Annotated in this window: 16 protein-coding genes; 12 read left to right on the top strand and 4 right to left on the bottom strand. The window is 67.1% G+C overall.

Going from position 1 to position 18,179, the window contains the following annotated elements; genetic code table 11:
- Window positions 1-155: 155 nt before the first annotated feature.
- The 4 genes from IG196_RS16620 to IG196_RS16605 all read left to right on the top strand — a co-directional run bounded on the left by IG196_RS16620 (window position 156) and on the right by IG196_RS16605 (window position 4,968).
- Window positions 156-1,067: a GNAT family N-acetyltransferase gene (locus tag IG196_RS16620; RefSeq protein ID WP_192191991.1), complete on the top strand. Its 912-nt coding sequence runs from the start codon at window positions 156-158 to the stop codon at window positions 1,065-1,067.
- Entirely contained in the window at window positions 1,064-3,391 is a 2,328-nt protein-coding gene (gene ppk1 / locus IG196_RS16615) for a polyphosphate kinase 1 (RefSeq protein ID WP_192191990.1), read from the top strand. The genes IG196_RS16620 and ppk1 overlap by 4 nt, the downstream gene beginning before the upstream one ends.
- 31 nt (window positions 3,392-3,422) lie before the next feature.
- Window positions 3,423-3,884: a SixA phosphatase family protein gene (locus IG196_RS16610; protein ID WP_180838933.1), complete on the top strand. Its 462-nt coding sequence runs from the start codon at window positions 3,423-3,425 to the stop codon at window positions 3,882-3,884.
- Window positions 3,885-4,116: 232 nt separating this feature from the next.
- Window positions 4,117-4,968 carry a hypothetical protein gene (locus IG196_RS16605; RefSeq protein WP_192191989.1) on the top strand — a complete coding sequence of 284 codons (852 nt, stop codon included), beginning with the start codon at window positions 4,117-4,119 and terminating at the stop codon, window positions 4,966-4,968.
- Between the two features lie 6 nt (window positions 4,969-4,974).
- Here IG196_RS16605 and IG196_RS16600 read toward each other — a convergent pair whose 3' ends face one another.
- Window positions 4,975-6,495, bottom strand: coding sequence for a Ppx/GppA phosphatase family protein (locus IG196_RS16600; RefSeq protein ID WP_192191988.1), 1,521 nt, complete (start codon window positions 6,493-6,495; stop codon window positions 4,975-4,977).
- Between the two features lie 251 nt (window positions 6,496-6,746).
- Here IG196_RS16600 and pstS point away from each other — a divergent pair, with 251 nt between their 5' ends.
- From pstS to phoR, 7 genes are read left to right on the top strand one after another with little or no spacing between them, the layout of a single operon-like run.
- Window positions 6,747-7,781, top strand: coding sequence for a phosphate ABC transporter substrate-binding protein PstS (pstS, locus tag IG196_RS16595; protein ID WP_192191987.1), 1,035 nt, complete (start codon window positions 6,747-6,749; stop codon window positions 7,779-7,781).
- Window positions 7,782-7,819: 38 nt separating this feature from the next.
- Window positions 7,820-8,902 carry a phosphate ABC transporter permease subunit PstC gene (gene pstC / locus IG196_RS16590; RefSeq protein ID WP_192191986.1) on the top strand — a complete coding sequence of 361 codons (1,083 nt, stop codon included), beginning with the start codon at window positions 7,820-7,822 and terminating at the stop codon, window positions 8,900-8,902.
- Entirely contained in the window at window positions 8,899-9,786 is an 888-nt protein-coding gene (gene pstA / locus IG196_RS16585) for a phosphate ABC transporter permease PstA (protein ID WP_101490130.1), read from the top strand. Before pstC ends, pstA begins: the two co-directional genes overlap by 4 nt.
- Before the next feature lie 17 nt (window positions 9,787-9,803).
- Window positions 9,804-10,589: a phosphate ABC transporter ATP-binding protein PstB gene (gene pstB / locus IG196_RS16580; RefSeq protein WP_101490131.1), complete on the top strand. Its 786-nt coding sequence runs from the start codon at window positions 9,804-9,806 to the stop codon at window positions 10,587-10,589.
- Window positions 10,590-10,610: 21 nt separating this feature from the next.
- Window positions 10,611-11,312 carry a phosphate signaling complex protein PhoU gene (phoU, locus tag IG196_RS16575; RefSeq protein WP_099797075.1) on the top strand — a complete coding sequence of 234 codons (702 nt, stop codon included), beginning with the start codon at window positions 10,611-10,613 and terminating at the stop codon, window positions 11,310-11,312.
- Window positions 11,313-11,343: 31 nt separating this feature from the next.
- The gene (gene phoB, locus IG196_RS16570) at window positions 11,344-12,036 is read left to right on the top strand and encodes a phosphate regulon transcriptional regulator PhoB (protein ID WP_007836652.1); all 693 of its coding nucleotides are present in this window, start codon (window positions 11,344-11,346) and stop codon (window positions 12,034-12,036) included.
- A gap of 44 nt (window positions 12,037-12,080) precedes the next feature.
- A complete protein-coding gene (gene phoR, locus IG196_RS16565; protein WP_192191985.1) occupies window positions 12,081-13,418 on the top strand; it encodes a phosphate regulon sensor histidine kinase PhoR in 1,338 nt (445 codons plus the stop codon).
- Between the two features lie 19 nt (window positions 13,419-13,437).
- Here phoR and IG196_RS16560 read toward each other — a convergent pair whose 3' ends face one another.
- The 3 genes from IG196_RS16560 to IG196_RS16550 all read right to left on the bottom strand — a co-directional run bounded on the left by IG196_RS16560 (window position 13,438) and on the right by IG196_RS16550 (window position 16,875).
- Entirely contained in the window at window positions 13,438-14,793 is a 1,356-nt protein-coding gene (locus IG196_RS16560) for an MATE family efflux transporter (protein ID WP_225616682.1), read from the bottom strand.
- 3 nt (window positions 14,794-14,796) lie between these two features.
- Window positions 14,797-16,524 carry a hypothetical protein gene (locus tag IG196_RS16555; protein ID WP_192191984.1) on the bottom strand — a complete coding sequence of 576 codons (1,728 nt, stop codon included), beginning with the start codon at window positions 16,522-16,524 and terminating at the stop codon, window positions 14,797-14,799.
- Window positions 16,525-16,614: 90 nt separating this feature from the next.
- Window positions 16,615-16,875, bottom strand: a complete 261-nt coding sequence (locus IG196_RS16550) for a type B 50S ribosomal protein L31 (protein WP_099789946.1) — start codon at window positions 16,873-16,875, stop codon at window positions 16,615-16,617.
- 200 nt (window positions 16,876-17,075) lie between these two features.
- On the opposite strand from IG196_RS16550, the gene IG196_RS16545 reads away from it, so the two are divergent.
- Window positions 17,076-18,143 carry an oxidoreductase gene (locus IG196_RS16545; protein WP_192191983.1) on the top strand — a complete coding sequence of 356 codons (1,068 nt, stop codon included), beginning with the start codon at window positions 17,076-17,078 and terminating at the stop codon, window positions 18,141-18,143.
- Window positions 18,144-18,179 lie beyond the last annotated feature (36 nt).

The raw sequence follows: 18,179 nt of genomic DNA, 5'->3' as shown, positions 1-18,179 counted from the left end.
GTCGAACTCCGTGTCGCGAATGCCCCGCATTAGACGCCGAAGCGGCGCCAAAGCGACGCTGACGCGCGTTGTAACAACGTCATGTGTCTGCCACGCCGCTGACATGCCGCTTTCATTGCGCGTGTCCAGACTCGGTCAGCAGAAAGGGATTCCCCATGAAAGAACTGCCGAACCCGACGTTTCCGCTCTCGCAGCTCGGACTGCGCGCAGCCCTGTGGCCTGCACCCGCAGCTGGAACCCCCGTTGCCGTTGTCGCCGCTGCGGCCGCACTGGCCACCCGCACGTCGGTCCCCGCCGCGCCGCTGGCCGTCATCGTGCCGCCGGCCGCCGAGGCCAGCAAGCCAGGCATCACGGTGAGCTGGGCGCGCCATCTGGACGACGTGCGCGCCGCGCAACGCCTGCGTCACGATGTGTTCGTCGGCGAGATGGGTGCACGCCTGACCACGCCGCTGGCCGGCCACGACATCGACCTGTTCGACGACTTCTGCGAACACCTGCTGGTGCGGGACGAACTCACCGGCCAGGTCATCGGCACCTACCGCGTGCTGACCCCCGCACAGGCCCGCCGCGTCGGCAGCACCTACAGCGACACCGAATTCGACCTGACCCGTCTGCGCGACCTGCGCGAGCGCATGGTCGAGCTGGGCCGCAGCTGCGTGCACGCCGAGCACCGCCAGGGCGGCGTGATCCTCGCGCTGTGGGGTGCGCTGGCCGGCTTCATGCACCGCAACAAGCTCGACACCATGATCGGCTGCGCGAGCATTCCGATGTCGCACAACGGCGTGACCAGCGGCGACGCGGCGGCCAGCATCTGGCGCCAGCTCTCGGCCAGCCATCTCGCGCCCATTCAGTACCAGGTGCAACCGCGCCTGCCGCTGCCGGTCGAACGGCTCGACAGCGCGCTCGACGTGGAACCGCCCGCGCTCATCAAGGGTTACCTGCGACTGGGCGCCAAGGTGCTCGGCGCGCCGGCCTGGGACCCTGACTTCAACACCGCCGACCTGCCGATGCTCATGCGCATCGACGACCTGCCGGCGCGCTACCGCAAGCACTTTCTCGGCGCATGAAGCCGGCGGCCATCCGGCCCGACGCCGGGCCGCACGCTGCTTCGCTGTCGCCGAATATGACAGGGCCGCTCCTCGCAGAGCGGGGTGCGTCACGCGGATGTCATGGAACTGTCACGGACGACGTTGACACTGTCATATTTCAGCCGTCGTGTTCTCCCGTGCCGCTTGCTCCAGAATCAGTGCCCATGCCCTCCCTCTCCGCTGACCCTTCGCGCGTCGGTGAAGCGCCTCCCTTCGCGTTGCTGGACCGCGACCACAGCATCCTCTCGTTCAACGAGCGTGTGCTCGACTGGGCCCACCGGCCCGAAGTGCCGCTGATCGAACGGCTGCGCTATCTGTGCATCGTGTCGTCGAACCTCGACGAGTTCTTTGAAGTCCGTGCCGCGCCGCACCTGATCGCCGGCAGCGCCGGTGACAGCAAGGGCACCTACACCGTCGAATCTTTCGAGCGGCTGGCCGAGGCCGCCCATGCGCTCGTGGCGCGCCAGTACGCGCTGTACAACGACGAGCTGATGCCGGCGTTTGCGACGCACGGCATCCACATCGTGTCGCACGGCGACCGCAACCCGGCGCAGCGCAAGTGGGTCAGCGAGTATTTCGAGCGCGAGGTGCGCCCGCTGCTGATCCCCGTGGGGCTCGATCCGGCGCACCCGTTCCCGCAGGTGGCGAACAAGTCGCTGAACTTCATCGTGCGCCTGGGTGGCAAGGACGCCTTCGGCCGCGAGAACCCTATCCAGATCGTCAAGCTGCCGCGCGTGCTGCCGCGCCTCATCAAGATGCCGGCCAAGGTGTCGGACGGCAAGACGCTGTTCGTGGCGCTGTCGAGCGTGGTGCGCGCCCATTTGTCGAGCATGTTCCCGGGACGCGAGGTGGGCGACTTCTCGCAGTTCCGCGTCACGCGCCACTCCGACCTCGCCGTCGACGAGGAAGACGTCAAGAACCTGCGCACCGCGCTGCGCCAGGGCCTGCAGCACCGTCACTATGGGCAGGCTGTGCGGCTCGAGGTGTCGGCGAGTTGCGCCGAATCGCTCGCAAGCTTCCTGCTCGCCCAGTTCAACCTGCCGCCGCAGGCGCTGTACCGCGTGCACGGCCCGGTGAACCTGGCGCGGCTCACGCAGTTCATCGACCTGATCGGCGAGCCGCAGCTGCGCTTTCCGCCCTACGTGGCGTCGTTCCCCGTCACGCTGTCGCCTGCGCAGTCGTTCTTCGACCGGCTGCAGCGCGGCGACGTGCTGATCCACCAGCCCTTCGAGAGTTTCGACGGCGTGCTGGCCTTCCTGCGTGACGCGGTGCTCGACCCGCAGGTGCTCGCCATCAAGCAGACCATCTACCGCACCGGCCCCGACTCGGAGCTCATGGACCTGCTGCGCGAGGCCGTGCGTCGTGGTAAAGAGGTCACGGTGGTGGTCGAGCTGAAGGCGCGTTTCGACGAAGAGGCCAACATCAACTGGGCCGAGATGCTCGAGTCGATCGGTGCGCAGGTGGTGTACGGCGTGGTGGGCTTGAAGACCCACGCCAAGATGCTGCTGGTCACGCGCCGCGAGGGCAAGCAGCTGCGCCGCTACGGCCACTTGTCGACCGGCAACTACAACCCGCGCACGGCGCGGCTGTATACCGACATCAGCCACCTCACGGCCGACCCGGCGCTCACGGCCGACATGGAGGCCGTGTTCGTCCACCTGGCCAGCCAGAGCCGCCTGCCCAAGCTCAACCGCATGTGGCTGGCGCCCTTCGACCTGCACAAGAACCTGGTCGCGCGCATCGATGCGCTGGGGCAGGCCGCCGCCAGCGGCGAGCCGACGCGCATCGTCGCCAAGATGAATGCGCTGACCGACGAGGCCATCATCGGCGCGCTCATTCGCGCGGGGCAGAAGGGCGTGAAGATCGACCTCATCGTGCGCGGCGCCTGCACGCTGCCGGCGCAGGTGCCGGGGCTCACCGACAACATCCGCGTGCGCTCGGTGATCGGGCGCTTCCTCGAGCATTCGCGGGTGTTCTATTTCCGCCACGGCGAGGACGAGTCGCTCTACCTGTCGAGCGCTGACTGGATGAACCGCAACATGATGCGGCGCATCGAACTGGCCTGGCCCGTGACCGACCCCAACCTGCGCCAGCGCCTCATCGACGAGTGCCTGGTGGCTTACCTGCACGACGGCCGCGACGCCTGGGACCTGGGCGGCGACGGCGTCTACCGGCGTGTCGACCACGACACGCACCCCGGCGAGGCGGGCGCGTCCCCCGCGATCGAAGCGCATGGCGCCCAGGCCGCCTTGATGGGCCGCTATGCATCACGAGGAAACCACCGTGATGCGTCCTCCAATTGAAGTTGAAGAAGAAGTTCGAAAGACGATGAGCATGGACTTGATCTTCTGGCGTCACGCCGAAGCCGAGGACTGGACCGAAGGGTGTGACGACATGCAGCGCTCGCTCACGCCGCGCGGCGAAAAACAGGCCAAGCGCATGGCCTCCTGGCTCGACCGGCAACTGCCCGACGGCACGCGCATCGTGTGCAGCCCGGCGCGCCGCTGCGAGCAGACCGCGCTGGCACTGGGCCGCAAGTACAAGCTGCGTTCCGAGCTGTCGCCCGACACCACGCCCGACGAACTGCTGGCTGCCACCGGTTGGCCCAACGGCAAGTCGGTGGTGCTGGTGATTGGCCACCAGCCTTCGCTGGGGCAGGCGATCTCGCTGCTGCTCGGGCTGAAGCAGGACAGCTGCCCGGTGCGCAAGGGCTCGGTGTGGTGGATCCGCACCCGCGAGCGCGACGGCGATGTGCAGACCGTCGTGGTGACGGTGCAGGCGCCCGAGCTTCTCTAGCTGCTACAGCCAGCGGTCCTTCGCCGCGGACACCCCTGCCTGACGCTTCCGGACGGGCGCTTTGTCACGGTCGCGGGCAGAGGTGGCAGGGCGCTTGTCTCCCGGAAAAAGGGGCGGACGACTCATGCGCGCGTGCGGCGCAATTTCTACAGTGTGACTCCACGGCCACGTGCTTTTGACGCCGATGCGGGAAAGAAGCGGTGCCGGTCGACCACATCACTGGGGAAGACGCATGAAACCGCTCAACACACTGCCAGGAAGCTTCATGAACATGCTGCGTGCAGACGCGGACATGCGGTTGAAGGCGCTGGTTTTTCTGCTTGTTGCCGCAGCCCTGCTGTCGGGGTGCGCGACGAACACCGCCGCGCCTGTGCCGCCGACCCGTCACGATGTCGCCCGTTCGATCGAGAAGATCGAGCTCATCTACAACGCGCAAGACCAACTGATCGTCACGGATGGCGGCGGGTCGGGGCTGACGGGCTTCGCAGGGTTTCTGGGACCTATCGCTGCGCTGTTGGCAATCTCCGTCGATACCAACAGCCGACTGACGATGGCCGCCCGAACCGACCAGCGCAGCAAGGAGTTCACGGCCGCAGTGAAGAACAGCGGAGCGCCCATGGCGCTCAACAGGCAGTTCGCAGAGCGACTGGCGGCGCGCCTGCGGGACAGTGGCCGCGAGGTGAAGCTGACGCCTTTCATGCGCGCGACCGGAGAGCACGCGCAGATGCAGGTGCAGGAACTCCAGCCGATGCCCGGCTACAGCACATTGATCTTGCGGATCACGACGTCCTATGGCGCGGCCGATGCGACATCGAGCTTCAAGCCGTACGTCTGGGTGGAACAGTTGCTGAGGGACGAGAAGCAGTCCGTCGTGGGCCAGACGTTGCAGGTCGCCGACGTGAGCGAGCCGACCTATCTCCTGTACGACGGCCTGCTCAAGGACACCGCAGGCGCTCGCGAAGGGTTGAAGCGCGGGCTTGACCAGATCGTGCAGCCGGCCTATGTCAGCCTGTTCGGGGAAGACGAGCCGCGCAAGGCCAGCGCTGCGGCAGTCACGCAGACGGCCGGCATCGACACGAAGTGAAACGGCTCAGGCGCCGCTGAGTTCCACGCGCCAGTTGCTGGTCTTCTGCCAGGCCAACACTTCCTCGCGCAGCAGGTGTGCCGACTGCGGATAGGCGTCGGCCCAATCGGGCGCGCAGGCGATCGTGAAGGCCCTGGCACCGAGTGCCGCGAGGTTCAACGCCTTCGGGTCGGGGTCGCGGCGCGCATGGCACAGGATCACGGCCAATCGCAGCGCCAGCAGCTGCATCACGAAGGTCTCGTCGTCCAGCGCAGCTTCGAGCTTGCGCAGCTTGCCGCGCTGGCCCAGCACCAGCTGGCCGAGCGCGTGCAGTTCGTTCACTGCAAAGCCCGGCGCGTCGGCGTTGTCGAGGATGTAGGCGCCGTGCTTGTGATAGTCGCTGTGCGAGATCAGCGCGCCGATCTCGTGCAGCTGCGCGGCCCAGCCGAGCTTGCGCAGCGCGCGGCCGGCACGGCTCGATGTGCTGCCGCCGCGCGCGGCGGGAGCCAACTGCACGAACAGCGCGGCGGCGGTGTCGCTCACGCGCTTGGCCTGGGCCGTATCGACCGCGAAGCGCGTGGCGAGCCGGGCCACCGTGGCGCTGCGCATGTCGGCCACGCTGTCGTCGCGTTCGAGCAACTCGTACAGCACGCCGTGGCGCAGGGCGCCCTGGGCGACCTTCATCTCCTGGATGTCGAGCAGATCGAACACCGCGCGCAGCACGCTCAGGCCGCCGCCGATCACGGCCTTGCGGTCTTCGCGCATGCCGTCGATGCGCAGCTTGTCGATGCTGCCGGCCTTGAGCAGGCGGTCGAGCAGCCAGTCGAGGCCGTCGCGCGTAACGAGGCCGGCTTCGCCGCCGGCTGCCGCGAGCACGTCGCCCACCGCGCCGATGGTGCCGGAGGCGCCATAGGCCACGTCCCACTGGTCGCGGGTGTAGCTCGAGAGCGCGTCGTCCAGCACGGCCTTGGCCGCCACTTCGGCGGCGCGAAAGGCGGGGGCGGTGAACTGGCCTTCGCCGAAATGCTTCATCGACCAGGCGACGCTGCCCACGCGGTACGACTCCATGCGCTCGGCCTCGAGCGCGTGGCCGATGATCATTTCGGTGGAGCGCCCGCCGATGTCGATGACGAGCCGGCGTTCCTGGTCGGACGCGTCGGTGTGCGGCAGGTGGTGTGCCACGCCCTGGTAGATCAGGCGGGCTTCTTCCCGGCCCGGGATCACGTCGATGCCGAAGCCGAGGATGGTGCGCGCACGCAACAGAAATTCTTCGCGGTTGCGCGCTTCGCGCAAGGTCTGCGTGGCCACGGCGCGCACCTGCGAGCGCTTGAAGCCGGCCAGCCGTTCGCCGAAGCGGGCGAGGGCGTCCCAGCCGCGCTGCATGGCTTCGGTCGTGAGATTGCGTGCGCTGTCCAGGCCGTTGCCCTGGCGCACGGTTTCCTTGAGGTACTCGGTGCGGTGGATCTGTCCGTGGTCGACCTGGCCGATTTCCAGCCTGAAGCTGTTGGAGCCGAGGTCGACTGCTGCGAGGCGGGTGCCGTTTTGCATTGTTCTAGTGAAGAGGGCGGTTCTCTGATCGTAGCGCCGTGACAGCAGGCGCCGCCTCCCCGAATCGCGTCACGGCGAGGGCTGGAGGTTAGGCGGGGCGAATGACGGTTATGTGACAGCGTCACACACAACCCGGCCGGCGCAGCGGCATTTTCCCTCGACAGAGGGGGTGTCACAGCGATGTCACAAAAGCTTTTTAGAGTCCGTTCGAGCCCCAAAAGGGACTACTTCTTACTTCTCAAGGAAGCTTTATGAAAACGACGTTCAAATTTGCAACCGCCGGCCTCGTGACCGCGCTGTTCTCCCTTCCCGCCCTTGCCCAAGACGTGACCGGCGCCGGCGCCAGCTTCCCCGCACCGCTGTACGCCAAGTGGGCGTCCGATTTCAACAAGGCCACCGGCGTCAAGATCAACTACCAGTCGGTCGGCTCGGGTGCCGGCCTCAAGCAGATCGAAGCCAAGACCGTCGATTTCGGCGCCTCCGACGCACCCCTGAAGGACGACGAACTGCAAGCCAAGGGCCTGATGCAGTTCCCCACCGTCATCGGCGGCGTGATCCCCGTGGTCAACATCACCGGCATCAAGCCGGGCGAGCTGAAGCTCAACGGCCAGGTGCTGGGCGACATCTACCTGGGCAAGATCACCAAGTGGAACGATCCCGCCATCAAGGCACTGAACGGTTCGCTGGCCCTGCCTGACGCCGCCATCGCCCCGGTTCGCCGCGCCGACGGTTCGGGCACCAGCTTCCTGTTCACCAACTACCTGAGCAAGGTCAACGCCGAGTGGAAGTCGAAGGTCGGCGAAGGCACGGCCGTGAACTGGCCCACCGGCGCGGGTGGCAAGGGCAACGAAGGCGTCGCCGCTTTCGTGAACCGCCTGCCCAACTCGATCGGCTACGTCGAATACGCCTACGTCAAGCAGAACAAGATGACCTACGCGCAGCTGCAGAACGCAGCCGGCTCGTTCGTGTCGCCTGACGACAGCGCCTTCAAGGCCGCCGCCGCCGGTGCCGACTGGAACAAGAGCTTCTACCAGGTGCTGACCAACCAGGCTGGCAAGGATTCGTGGCCCATCACCGGCGCCACCTTCATCCTGATGCACAAGGTGCAGGACAAGCCCGCCAGCGCCACCACCGTGCTGAAGTTCTTCGACTGGGCCTACAAGGGTGGCGACAAGACCGCCGACGACCTCGACTACGTGCCGATGCCTGACGCCGTGAAGGCCACCATCGCCAAGGCATGGGGTGAAGTGAAGGACGCATCGGGCAAGCCGGTCGCGTTCAAGTAAGAAGCAACCCTTCATCCACCCTCCAGGACGGCGCGCCCATGAGCAACTCTTCGCTCCAGGACGCGCCGCTTTCGTCTTTGCCGGAGCGACCCGTGTCATCCACCCTCCCTGCTGCCGCCTCCCTCGACCTTGCGGCCGAGCGCGCGCGCACCTCTGCCGCTCCTCCTCCGCCCGTGAAGGCGCCCCGTTCCGGCCCCATGGCCGACCGCATCTTCGGCTGGGCCGCCAAGGGCGCCGCGCTGCTGACGCTCGCGATGCTCATCGGCATCCTGTTGTCGCTGGTCGTCGGCGCCTGGCCCGCCATTGCGAAGTACGGCCTCGGCTTCCTCACGAGCAGCGTGTGGGACCCGGTGAAGGACGAGTACGGCGGCCTCGTGATGATCTACGGCACGCTGGCCACGTCGTTCATCGCACTGCTGATTGCCGTGCCGGTGAGCTTCGGCATCGCGCTGTTCCTGACCGAACTTTCGCCCAACTGGCTCAAGCGCCCGTTGGGCACCGCCATTGAACTGCTGGCTGCCGTGCCGTCCATCGTGTACGGCATGTGGGGCCTGCTGGTCTTCGGCCCCATTCTTTCGACCTGGGTGCAGCAGCCGCTGCAGAAGCTGCTGGCCGGCGTGCCGTACCTCGGCGCCCTGGTGTCGGGCCCGCCCGTGGGCATCGGCATTCTGTCGGCCGGCATCATCCTGGCGATCATGATCATTCCGTTCATCGCCTCGGTGATGCGCGACGTGTTCGAAGTGACGCCCGCGCTGCTCAAGGAGTCGGCCTACGGCCTGGGCTCCACCACCTGGGAAGTCGTCTCCAAGGTTGTGCTGCCCTACACCAAGGCCGGCGTGATCGGCGGCATCATGCTCGGCCTCGGCCGCGCACTGGGCGAAACCATGGCCGTCACGTTCGTGATCGGCAACATGAACCAGCTCAACTCCCTGTCGGTGTTCGAGGCTGCCAACAGCATCACCTCGGCACTGGCCAATGAATTCGCCGAAGCCGGCGCGGGCCTGCACCAGGCCGCGCTGATGTACCTCGGCCTCGTGCTGTTCTTCATCACCTTCGTCGTGCTGTCGCTCTCGAAGATGCTGCTGGCGCAAATGAAGAAGAGCGAAGGAACAAAGACGTGAGCACCACTGCGCAAAACCTGATCAACGCCAAGACTTTGGCCGAGACGCGCCAGGCGAGGTTCGCCGCGCGCAACCGCGTCAACAAGATCGCACTCACGCTGTCGCTCGCCGCGATGGCGTTCGGCGTGTTCTGGCTGGTGTGGATCCTGTGGGAAACGCTGCGCCAGGGCATCGGCGGCCTGGCGCTCGCCACCTTCACCGAAATGACGCCGCCGCCGAACGAGGCGGGCGGCATCGCCAACGCCATCTTCGGCTCGTTCGTGATGGTGTCGCTGGCTACCTTCGTGGGCACGCCGATCGGCATCATGGCCGGCATCTACCTGGCCGAATACAACCCCAAAGGCCTGCTGGCTTCGATCACGCGCTTCGTCAACGACATCCTGCTGTCGGCGCCGTCGATCGTGATCGGCCTGTTCGTCTACGCGGTGGTGGTGGCCTACTTCAAGACCTTCTCGGGCCTGGCCGGCGCACTGTCGCTGGCGCTCATCGTGATTCCGGTGGTGATCCGCACCACCGAGAACATGCTGCAGCTGGTGCCGCCGGGCCTGCGTGAAGCGGCCTACGCACTGGGCACGCCGAAGTGGAAGGTCATTCTGAGCATCACGCTGCGCGCCGCGCGCGCCGGTGTGGTCACAGGCGTGCTGCTGGCCGTTGCCCGCATCGCCGGCGAGACCGCACCGCTGCTCTTCACCGCGCTGAACAACCAGTTCTGGACCGCCGACGTGAGCCAGCCGATGGCCAGCCTGCCGGTCACGATCTTCAAGTTCGCCATGAGCCCGTACGAGAACTGGCAACAACTGGCCTGGGCCGGCGTGTTCCTGATCACCGTCGCCGTGCTTGCCCTCAACATCCTGGCGCGCGTGCTGACGCGCAACAAACACTAAATCAAGAAGGCGCCAACATGCCAAACACCGTCGCACAACAACAACCGTCGCGCTCGAAGATTTCGGTCAAGGACCTGAACTTCTACTACGGCAAGTTCCACGCGCTCAAGGGCATCAACCTCGAGATTCCCGAGAACAAGGTCACGGCCTTCATCGGCCCGTCGGGCTGCGGCAAGTCGACCCTGCTGCGCACCTTCAACCGCATGTTCGAGCTGTACCCCGAGCAGCGCGCCGAAGGCACCATTGCGCTGGACGGCGAGAACCTGCTCACGTCGAAGCAAGACGTGGCGCTCATTCGCGCCAAGATCGGCATGGTCTTTCAGAAGCCCACGCCGTTCCCGATGTCGATCTACGACAACATCGCCTTCGGCGTGAAGCTGTTCGAGAACCTCTCGGCCAGCGACATGGACGACCGCGTCGAATGGGCCCTGAAGAAGGCGGCCCTGTGGACCGAAGTGCGCGACAAGCTGCAGCAAAGCGGCTCGGGCCTGTCGGGCGGCCAGCAGCAACGCCTGTGCATTGCACGCGGCATTGCGATCAAGCCTGAAGTGCTGCTGCTCGACGAACCCTGCTCCGCACTCGACCCGATTTCGACCGCAAAAATCGAAGAGTTGATTGCCGAGCTGAAAAACGAGTACACCGTGGTCATCGTGACCCACAACATGCAGCAAGCTGCCCGCTGCAGCGACTACACCGCCTACATGTACCTCGGCGACCTGATCGAGTTCGGTGCCACCGAACAGATGTTCTTCAAGCCGCAGCGCAAGGAGACCGAGGACTACATCACCGGCCGCTTCGGTTGAGTTGAAGTCAAAGGAAACACCATGACCGAGAAACACCTTTCCAGCCAGTTCGACAGCGAACTCAACGGCGTCTCGTCGCGCGTGATGGAGCTCGGCGGCATGGTCGAGTCGCAGATCCACCAGGCCGTGTACGCCCTGCTGCAGTTCGACCCCGAAGCCGCCGACCGCGTGATGGAGACCGAGCACCGCGTCAACGCGATGGAGATCGAGATCGACCGCGAGCTGTCGTCGATCATCGCCCGTCGCCAGCCCACGGCGCGCGACCTGCGCCTGCTCATCGCCATCAGCAAGACCACCGCCAACCTGGAGCGCGTGGGCGACGAGGCCAACAAGATTGCGCGCATGGTCAAGTCGATCATCGAAAGCGGATCGGCCCGCCAGCTGCCCACCACCGAGCTGCGCATTGCCGCCGACCTGGCCTCGAACCTGCTGCGCACCGCCCTGGACGCCTTCGCGCGCCTGGACACGGCCGCCGCGCTGTCGATCCTGAAAGACGACGACCTCATCGACAAGGAGTTCGACGGCTTCGTGCGCAAGCTGGTCACCTACATGATGGAAGACCCGCGCACCATCTCCGCCAGCCTGGACCTGCTGTTCCTGGCCAAGGCCATCGAACGCATCGGCGACCACGCCAAGAACATCGCCGAGTTCATCATCTACATCGTCAAGGGCGCCGATGTACGGCACACTTCGATGGAGGAAATCGAGTCGGCATTGCAGTGACGACCGTCGCCGCAAAGACTCCCCAGAACGCATGAAGAAACCAAGAGTCCTGATCGTCGAAGACGAATCCTCGATCGCCGAGCTGATCGCCGTCAACCTGCGCCACAACGGCTTCGAGCCGATCTGGTCCGAAGACGGCGCCGCCGCCCAGCGCGAAATCGACGCCTTCCTGCCGGACCTGATCCTGCTCGACTGGATGCTGCCGGGCCAGAGCGGCCTGCAGCTCGCGCGCCAATGGCGCAAAGACCCGCGCACCAAGGCCATCCCGATCCTGATGCTCACGGCGCGCGGCGACGAGCCCGACAAGGTCGCCGGCCTCGACGCCGGTGCCGACGACTACATCACCAAGCCGTTCTCCACCCAGGAAATGCTGGCGCGCATCCGCGCCGTGCTGCGCCGCCGTGCGCCCGAGGTGGTGACCGAGCGCGTCGAGATCGGCGAGCTTGCCCTCGACACCTCCACCCACCGCGTCACGTGGCAGGGCGGGGCGCTGAAGGTCGGTCCGACCGAGTTCAAGCTGCTGGCCTACCTGATGCAGCATGCCGAGCGCGTGCACAGCCGCGCACAGCTGCTCGACAAGGTGTGGGGCGATCACGTCTACATCGAGGAACGCACGGTCGACGTGCACGTCAAGCGCCTGCGCGAGTCGCTGGGCGCGGCCGCGCCCATGGTGGAGACCGTGCGCGGCGCGGGTTACCGGCTGACGGCCCAAGTCACGGTGTGAGCAGCGCCGTGAGCCTCGGCGGCGGGCGCGGATAATCGCCCGCCATGCCTTTTCGCATTGCTACTTTTTTTATAGCGTCCCTCGCAATTGCGGCGGGCGCTGTCGGCCTTTTTGGCTGGAAATACGGCTGGCTGGGCGCCTGGTTGGGCGCGGTGCTCTGGCTGGGCTTCGATGCCTGGCGCGCTGAACGTCTGCTGCGCGTGCTGCGCAACGACGCGGCCGGGCTGCCGTCGCGCGGACCGGGCGTGTGGGGCGAACTGTCGGAGCGCATCCGCAAGCTGCTGCGCGAGCGTGAACAACAGACCCGGCAGGCCGAAGACCGGCTGCAGGAGTTCCTGGCCGCGATCCAGGCGTCTCCCAATGGCGTGGTGCTGCTCGACGAGCAGGGCCGCATCGAGTGGTGCAACCAGACAGCGGCGGGGCAGTTCGGCATCGATGCCGAGCGCGACCTGCTGCAGCACCTGGCGAACCTCGTGCGCGATCCGGCGTTCGTGGCCTACCTGGCCTCGTGGAACTACAGCCGCGACGTCGTCATCGACGCGCCCGGCCTCGTGCATGCGCAGCATCGCGGCCACCCGGTGCGGCTGTCGGTGCAGGTGCATCCCTACGCCGGCAACCGGCGCATGCTGCTCACGCGCGACATCACGGCGCTGGAGCAGGCCGAGGCGATGCGGCGCGACTTCGTGGCCAACGTGTCGCACGAAATCCGCACGCCGCTCACGGTGCTGGCAGGCTTTGTCGAGACGCTGCAGAACCTGCCGCTCGATGCCGACGAGCGCACGCGCTATCTGTCGCTGATGGGGCAGCAGTCGCACCGCATGGAAACGCTGGTGAACGACCTGCTGACGCTGTCGCGGCTGGAAGGCAGCGCGGCGCCCTCGGGCAACCAGTGGGTGCGCATGCGCGCGCTGCTGGCGCAGTGCGAAGACGAAGGGCGCGGCCTGTCGGGCCGGCTCACGCCGCAGGGGCATCGGCTCACGTTCACGTCGGAAGCCGAATCCGAGCTGTCGGGTGCGCCGACCGAACTGCAGAGCGCGATGTCGAACCTCGTGACCAATGCCATCCGCTACACGCCCGGCGGCGGCGAGGTGGCCGTGACGTGGCGGGTGCTGCCCGACGGGCGCGGTGAATATGCTGTGCGCGACACGGGCCCGGGCATTGCCGCCGAGCACATTCCGCGGCTCACCGAGCGCTTCTATCGCATCGACCGCAGCCGCTCGCGCGAGACCGGCGGCACCGGGCTCGGGCTGGCGATCGTGAAGCACATCGCGCAGCGCCACGGGACCGAGTTGCGCATCGAAAGCACGCTGGGCAAGGGCAGCCGCTTCACGCTGCTGTTCCCGGCAACGCGGGTGCGCGAAGCGCGCGTGATGGTCAAGTAGTAAGCAAGGCGCGCGGCCTTCAGCGGGCCCGCGCCTTCATCGTCCAGCGCAGCAGCGCGACGAACAGCAATGCGGTAAGCGCGAGCGCCGCGGCGCTCATGAGCCAGAAGGCCAGCGGCGATTGCATGGCTTCCCATGGCCCCAGGCCGCGGTAGGCCAGCAGGTAGCTGCCGCCCAGGCCCATGCCCCAGAGCATCGCGCAGTAGATGACCAGCGGCGCCAGCGTCACGCGGTAGCAGCGCAGCACGAAGACGCACAGCGTCTGGAACGCATCGGCGATGTGATACAGCGCCACCGTGACCAGCAGCGCCGAGGCCATCGCGATCACGGCGGGGTTGTCGGAATACACATTGGCAAGTTGCGTGCGGAACGCGGCCATCGCGCCGGCATAGAGCAGCGCGAACAGCGCCGTGAGCTCGAAGCCCAGTCGGCAGGCATGGCGCGCCCGGGCGGTGTCGCCGGCACCGAGCCAGAAGCTCACGCGCGCACTGGTCGCGATGGCGAGCGACAGCGGCGTCATGTAGGCCACGGCCAGCAGGTTCGACGCGATCTGGTGCGCGGCCGCCGCGGCGGTGCCCAGGCGCGCGATGAAGAGCGCCATCAGCGTGAACGACGTCACTTCGACCAGCACCGCGAGGCCACCGGGCACGCCGAGCCGCGCGAACAGGCGGATCTGGCGCCAGTCGGGCGCCTCGATGCGCTCCCACAGCTGGTAGCCGCGGTAGAACGCGCCGTGGCGCAGCAGCCAGACGGCGCAGCCCAGCATGGCCCAGTTCACGCACAGCGTGGCCCAGGCGCAGCCCACCAGCCCCATCGCCGGCAGGCCGGTACCACCGAAAGTGAACCAGACCGACAGCGGCAGCTTCACGAGCAGCGAGGCCAGCTGCAGCCAGGTCACGAGCTTGGGCTTGCCCAGGCTCTGGTTCAGCGTGCTGAAGAGGCGAAAGAGCAGGGCGGGCGCCAGCGCGAAGGCCAGCACCGCGAGGTAGGCCTCGACCTCGCCGCGCATGTCGGCGGGCACCTGGGTCCAGCGCAGCGCCGCGCCGGGCAGCAGCAGCACCGTCATGCCGACCACGACGGCGATGGCTGCAAGGTAGAGCGACTGGCGAACCGAGCGGCCGATTTCACTGCCCCGGTTGGCACCGTGCAGTTCGGCCCACACCGGCAGCAGCGCCTGCAGCACGCCCATCAGCGAGACATACACGCTGACGAAGATCGCAGCGCCCACCGACAGTGCGGCCAGTGCGCCTTCGGAATAGCGGCCCGCGATGATGGTGTCGGCCACGCCGAAGGCCATCACGGCCAGCTGGCCGATCAGCACCGTGCCGGCGTGCCGTGCGATGAGTCCGCGTTCGCTCCCGTGCGTACTGCTCACGGGTCAGCGCACGATCTTTTCGTAGAGCAGCAGATCGTCCGCGGGGCTGCTGGGGCGGCGCAGGGTGCCGCTGAAGCGCCATTGGTCCATCGGGATGATGGTGTGCAGTCGCTCGATGGTGTCGGGGCTCACGAGCAGCCACGGGCAGTCGTTGCCCAGCAGCATCGGCTGCAGGTTCAGGTTGCCGTGGTGGCGCAGCGCCGCGATGTGCGGCCGGCTCAGCGCCAGCTCGGCCACGCAGCGCGGATGGCCGATGCGCTCGGTCACGGCGCGCACTTGCGGGATGTAGCTGCGCGCGTAGTCGATGGGCGGCAGCCACAGCGTCATCAGCAGCATCCAGCACAGGGCGGTGCCGCCGGCCGGCAGCACCAGCGTCTTCCAGAGCGCGGCGCGATGGCGACCGGTGCGCCAGCGCACCAGCCAGCACCAGGCCAGCGTGGCGGCCAGCGCGAGCACGAAAGCGACCGGCGAGAACTCGGCCACGAAGCCCGGCACCAGCCGCGCGACGCTGGCGGCGGCCTTGCGCGGCGCGCCGGTCAGCATGGCAATCCAGTACATCCAGCCGAGCACGGCCAGGCCGCTGAAGAACAGCACGTTGAACCAGTCGATCAGCGCCGCCGCGCTGCGACGGAAGGTCGGCAACGCAAAGGCGGCCAGCGTGGCGAAAGCGGGCAGGGCGAGCAGCAGGGAGCGGTCGGAGAAGTCGGTGGTCCAGGTGGCGGCCAGCGGCACCAGCGCAAACCACAGCGGCAGCGCGACGTGGCGCTCGAGCCACTGGCGGCGCCAGCGCCAGAGCGTCCAGAGCGCGAGCGGCCAGACGGGCCAGGTGAACCACAGCAGCAGCTTGGCCTGGCTGCGCACGTCGGACAGCAGCGAATTGCCGAGCGTGATCTTCCATTGCGCCAGGCCCAGGCCGAAGACCAGTGCGGCGGCCAGCACGGTGATGCCGACCATCGTCAGCAGCGCGGGCAGGGTGAAGCCGGGGCTTTCGTCGTCGCTGCGGCCTTGTGCCACGCGGTTGGCGCGTTGGTGGCGTTCGTAGGCGATATACACGGCGCTGCCGATCGCCAGTGCGAGGCCGACCGTCGGGCCGCCGCTCAGCGTCATGCCGAGCGTGCCGACCACGAGCGCGATCACCGGGCCGACGCGGCGGTAGGGCAGTGCGGCCACGCCGTAGAAGAGGTGCGAGGCGAAGTACAGCTGCGCCAGCGCGGGCGTGGTTTCATGCCCCAGCTGAGCCAGGCCCAGCGAGGCGATCAGCGCCAGCAGGCCGCCGTCCGCAATGGCGCGGGCGTAGTCGGTGGGGCGTGCCTCGCCGCCGAAGGCAAAGGCCACGGGCTGGGCGCGAGGCGTGCGGGCCAAGTAGTAGACGGCGTACCAGGTCGCGGTGAAGGTGCCCCACAGCATCAGCGCGAACACGAAGCGCACGGCCAGGTCGGGGTTGACCCACGACGGGGCGAGCTGGATCGCCCAGGCGCCGATCCAGTAGGGGATCAGCGCGGGTGTCTCGGGGCGCATGCCCAGCAGCAGCGGGTCGAACCAGCGGGCGAGGCCCTCGGTGCTGCGGGCCAGTTCGGCCATGTAGCCGAAGGCCGTGATGTCGGCACTCTTCCAGGGGCCCCGGCCGAGCAGGCCCGGCAGCAGGTAGGCCGCGCACAGCAGCAGCAACGCGACGCGCGGCAGCCGGCGTACGGCATTCTGGGCAACGATCGCGGGGGTCGGCTGGTTCAAGGGCGAGGCGGAAGAGGCGGACGGGTGATTGGAAAGAAAAAGGGCAGCGCGGTAAACCGGGCTGCCCTCGACGCCAGAGCGCGTGCCTGATTACTTGGCAGCGGTCTTGCCGAAACGGTTGCGGAACTTCTCGACGCGACCGCCCATGTTGTCCACCGACTTTTGCGTGCCGGTGTAGAAGGGGTGCGATTCGCTCGTGGTGTCGAGCTTGTACAGGGGCAGCTCGCGGCCGTCGTCGGTCTTGCCCATTTCCTTGGTGCTTGCGCACGAACGGGTCACGAACTTGAAACCGTTCGACATGTCGACGAACAGGATTTCGCGGTAATTCGGGTGGATGCCTTCTTTTGCCATGGTGTTTCCTTTTGCGCTGTTGGAATCAATGCGCGGTCGATGCGAGAGCCACCAGCGTGCCAGCAAGCTGGCGCGCCGCCCTTAGGTCTTGACGTCTTGACGTGAAGGCCAAGGAAGCCGGGCGACGTGCCCAGCCGCACTTTTCGCGGAGCCCATGATTATCGCATACTGCCCCAATTGCGAGCAAACCGGGCCCTCCCATGACTTCTACACCCCTTCGCGCCGGCCTCGTCGGCTACGGTTTTGCCGGCCAGACCTTCCATGCACCGGTGCTTTCGGCCGTTCCGGGGCTCGAACTGGCCGCCGTGGCGAGTTCGCAGCCGCACAAGGTGCACGCCGACTGGCCGGGCGTGGCCGTGGTGCCCGATGTGGCGGCGCTGGTCGCCCGGGCGGACATCGACCTCGTGGTGGTCGCAACGCCTAACGCCCAGCACCATCCGGTCGCCAAGGCGGCGCTGGAGGCCGGCAAGCACGTGGTGGTCGACAAGCCATTCACGCTCGATGTGGCCGAGGCGCGGGAACTTGAGCTGTTGTCGAGGCGCAACAATCGCGTGCTCTCGGTCTATCAGAACCGGCGCTTCGACGCCGATTTCCTGACGCTCCAGCAGGTCTTGGCGTCCGGCGACCTAGGCCGCCCGGTGTACCTGGAGTCGCATTTCGACCGCTTCAGGCCCCAGGTGCGCGAGCGCTGGCGGGAGCAGCCCGTGCCGGGTTCGGGCCTGTGGGTGGACTTGGGCGCCCATCTGGTCGATCAGGCCATGCAACTCTTCGGCCGGCCCGACATGCTGCAGCTCGACACGGCCGCCTTGCGCGATGGCGCGCTGGTCGAAGACTATTTCCATGCCGTGCTGCGCTACGAGAACGGCCCCTGTGCGCCCCTGCGCGTGGTGCTGCACGCCACGACGCTCGCGGCCCATGCGGCGCCGCGCTACATCGTGCATGGCACGCGCGGCAGCTACGTGAAGCACGGTGTCGATCCGCAGGAAGACGCGTTGCGCGCCGGGCAGCGACCGCCGGCCGAAGGGTGGGGCGCCGATCCGCTCGATGGGGAACTCACGCTGATCGGCAACGACGGCGCGCCGTACTTTCGCGCGGTGCCGACGCAGGCTGGCAACTACGTCGACTATTACGCGGCGGTTCGCGATGCGATCCTCGGCAAGGGCCCGAATCCCGTGCCGCCCGAACAGGCCGTCGCGTTGATGAAACTACTCGACATCGGGCGCCAGAGCGCCGCCGAAGGCCGCGCCATCCGTATCGAGCGCCCATGAAAAAAGCGCGTCGGCCTGTTAGGGCCGACGCGCTTT

The sequence above is a fragment of the Variovorax sp. 38R genome (assembly GCF_014843395.1).
In the GTDB taxonomy this organism is placed as follows: Bacteria; Pseudomonadota; Gammaproteobacteria; order Burkholderiales; family Burkholderiaceae_C; genus Variovorax; species Variovorax paradoxus_H.
The sequence above is the reverse complement of the archived record's forward strand: the minus strand, read 5'-3'. Positions and strand labels throughout refer to the sequence as shown.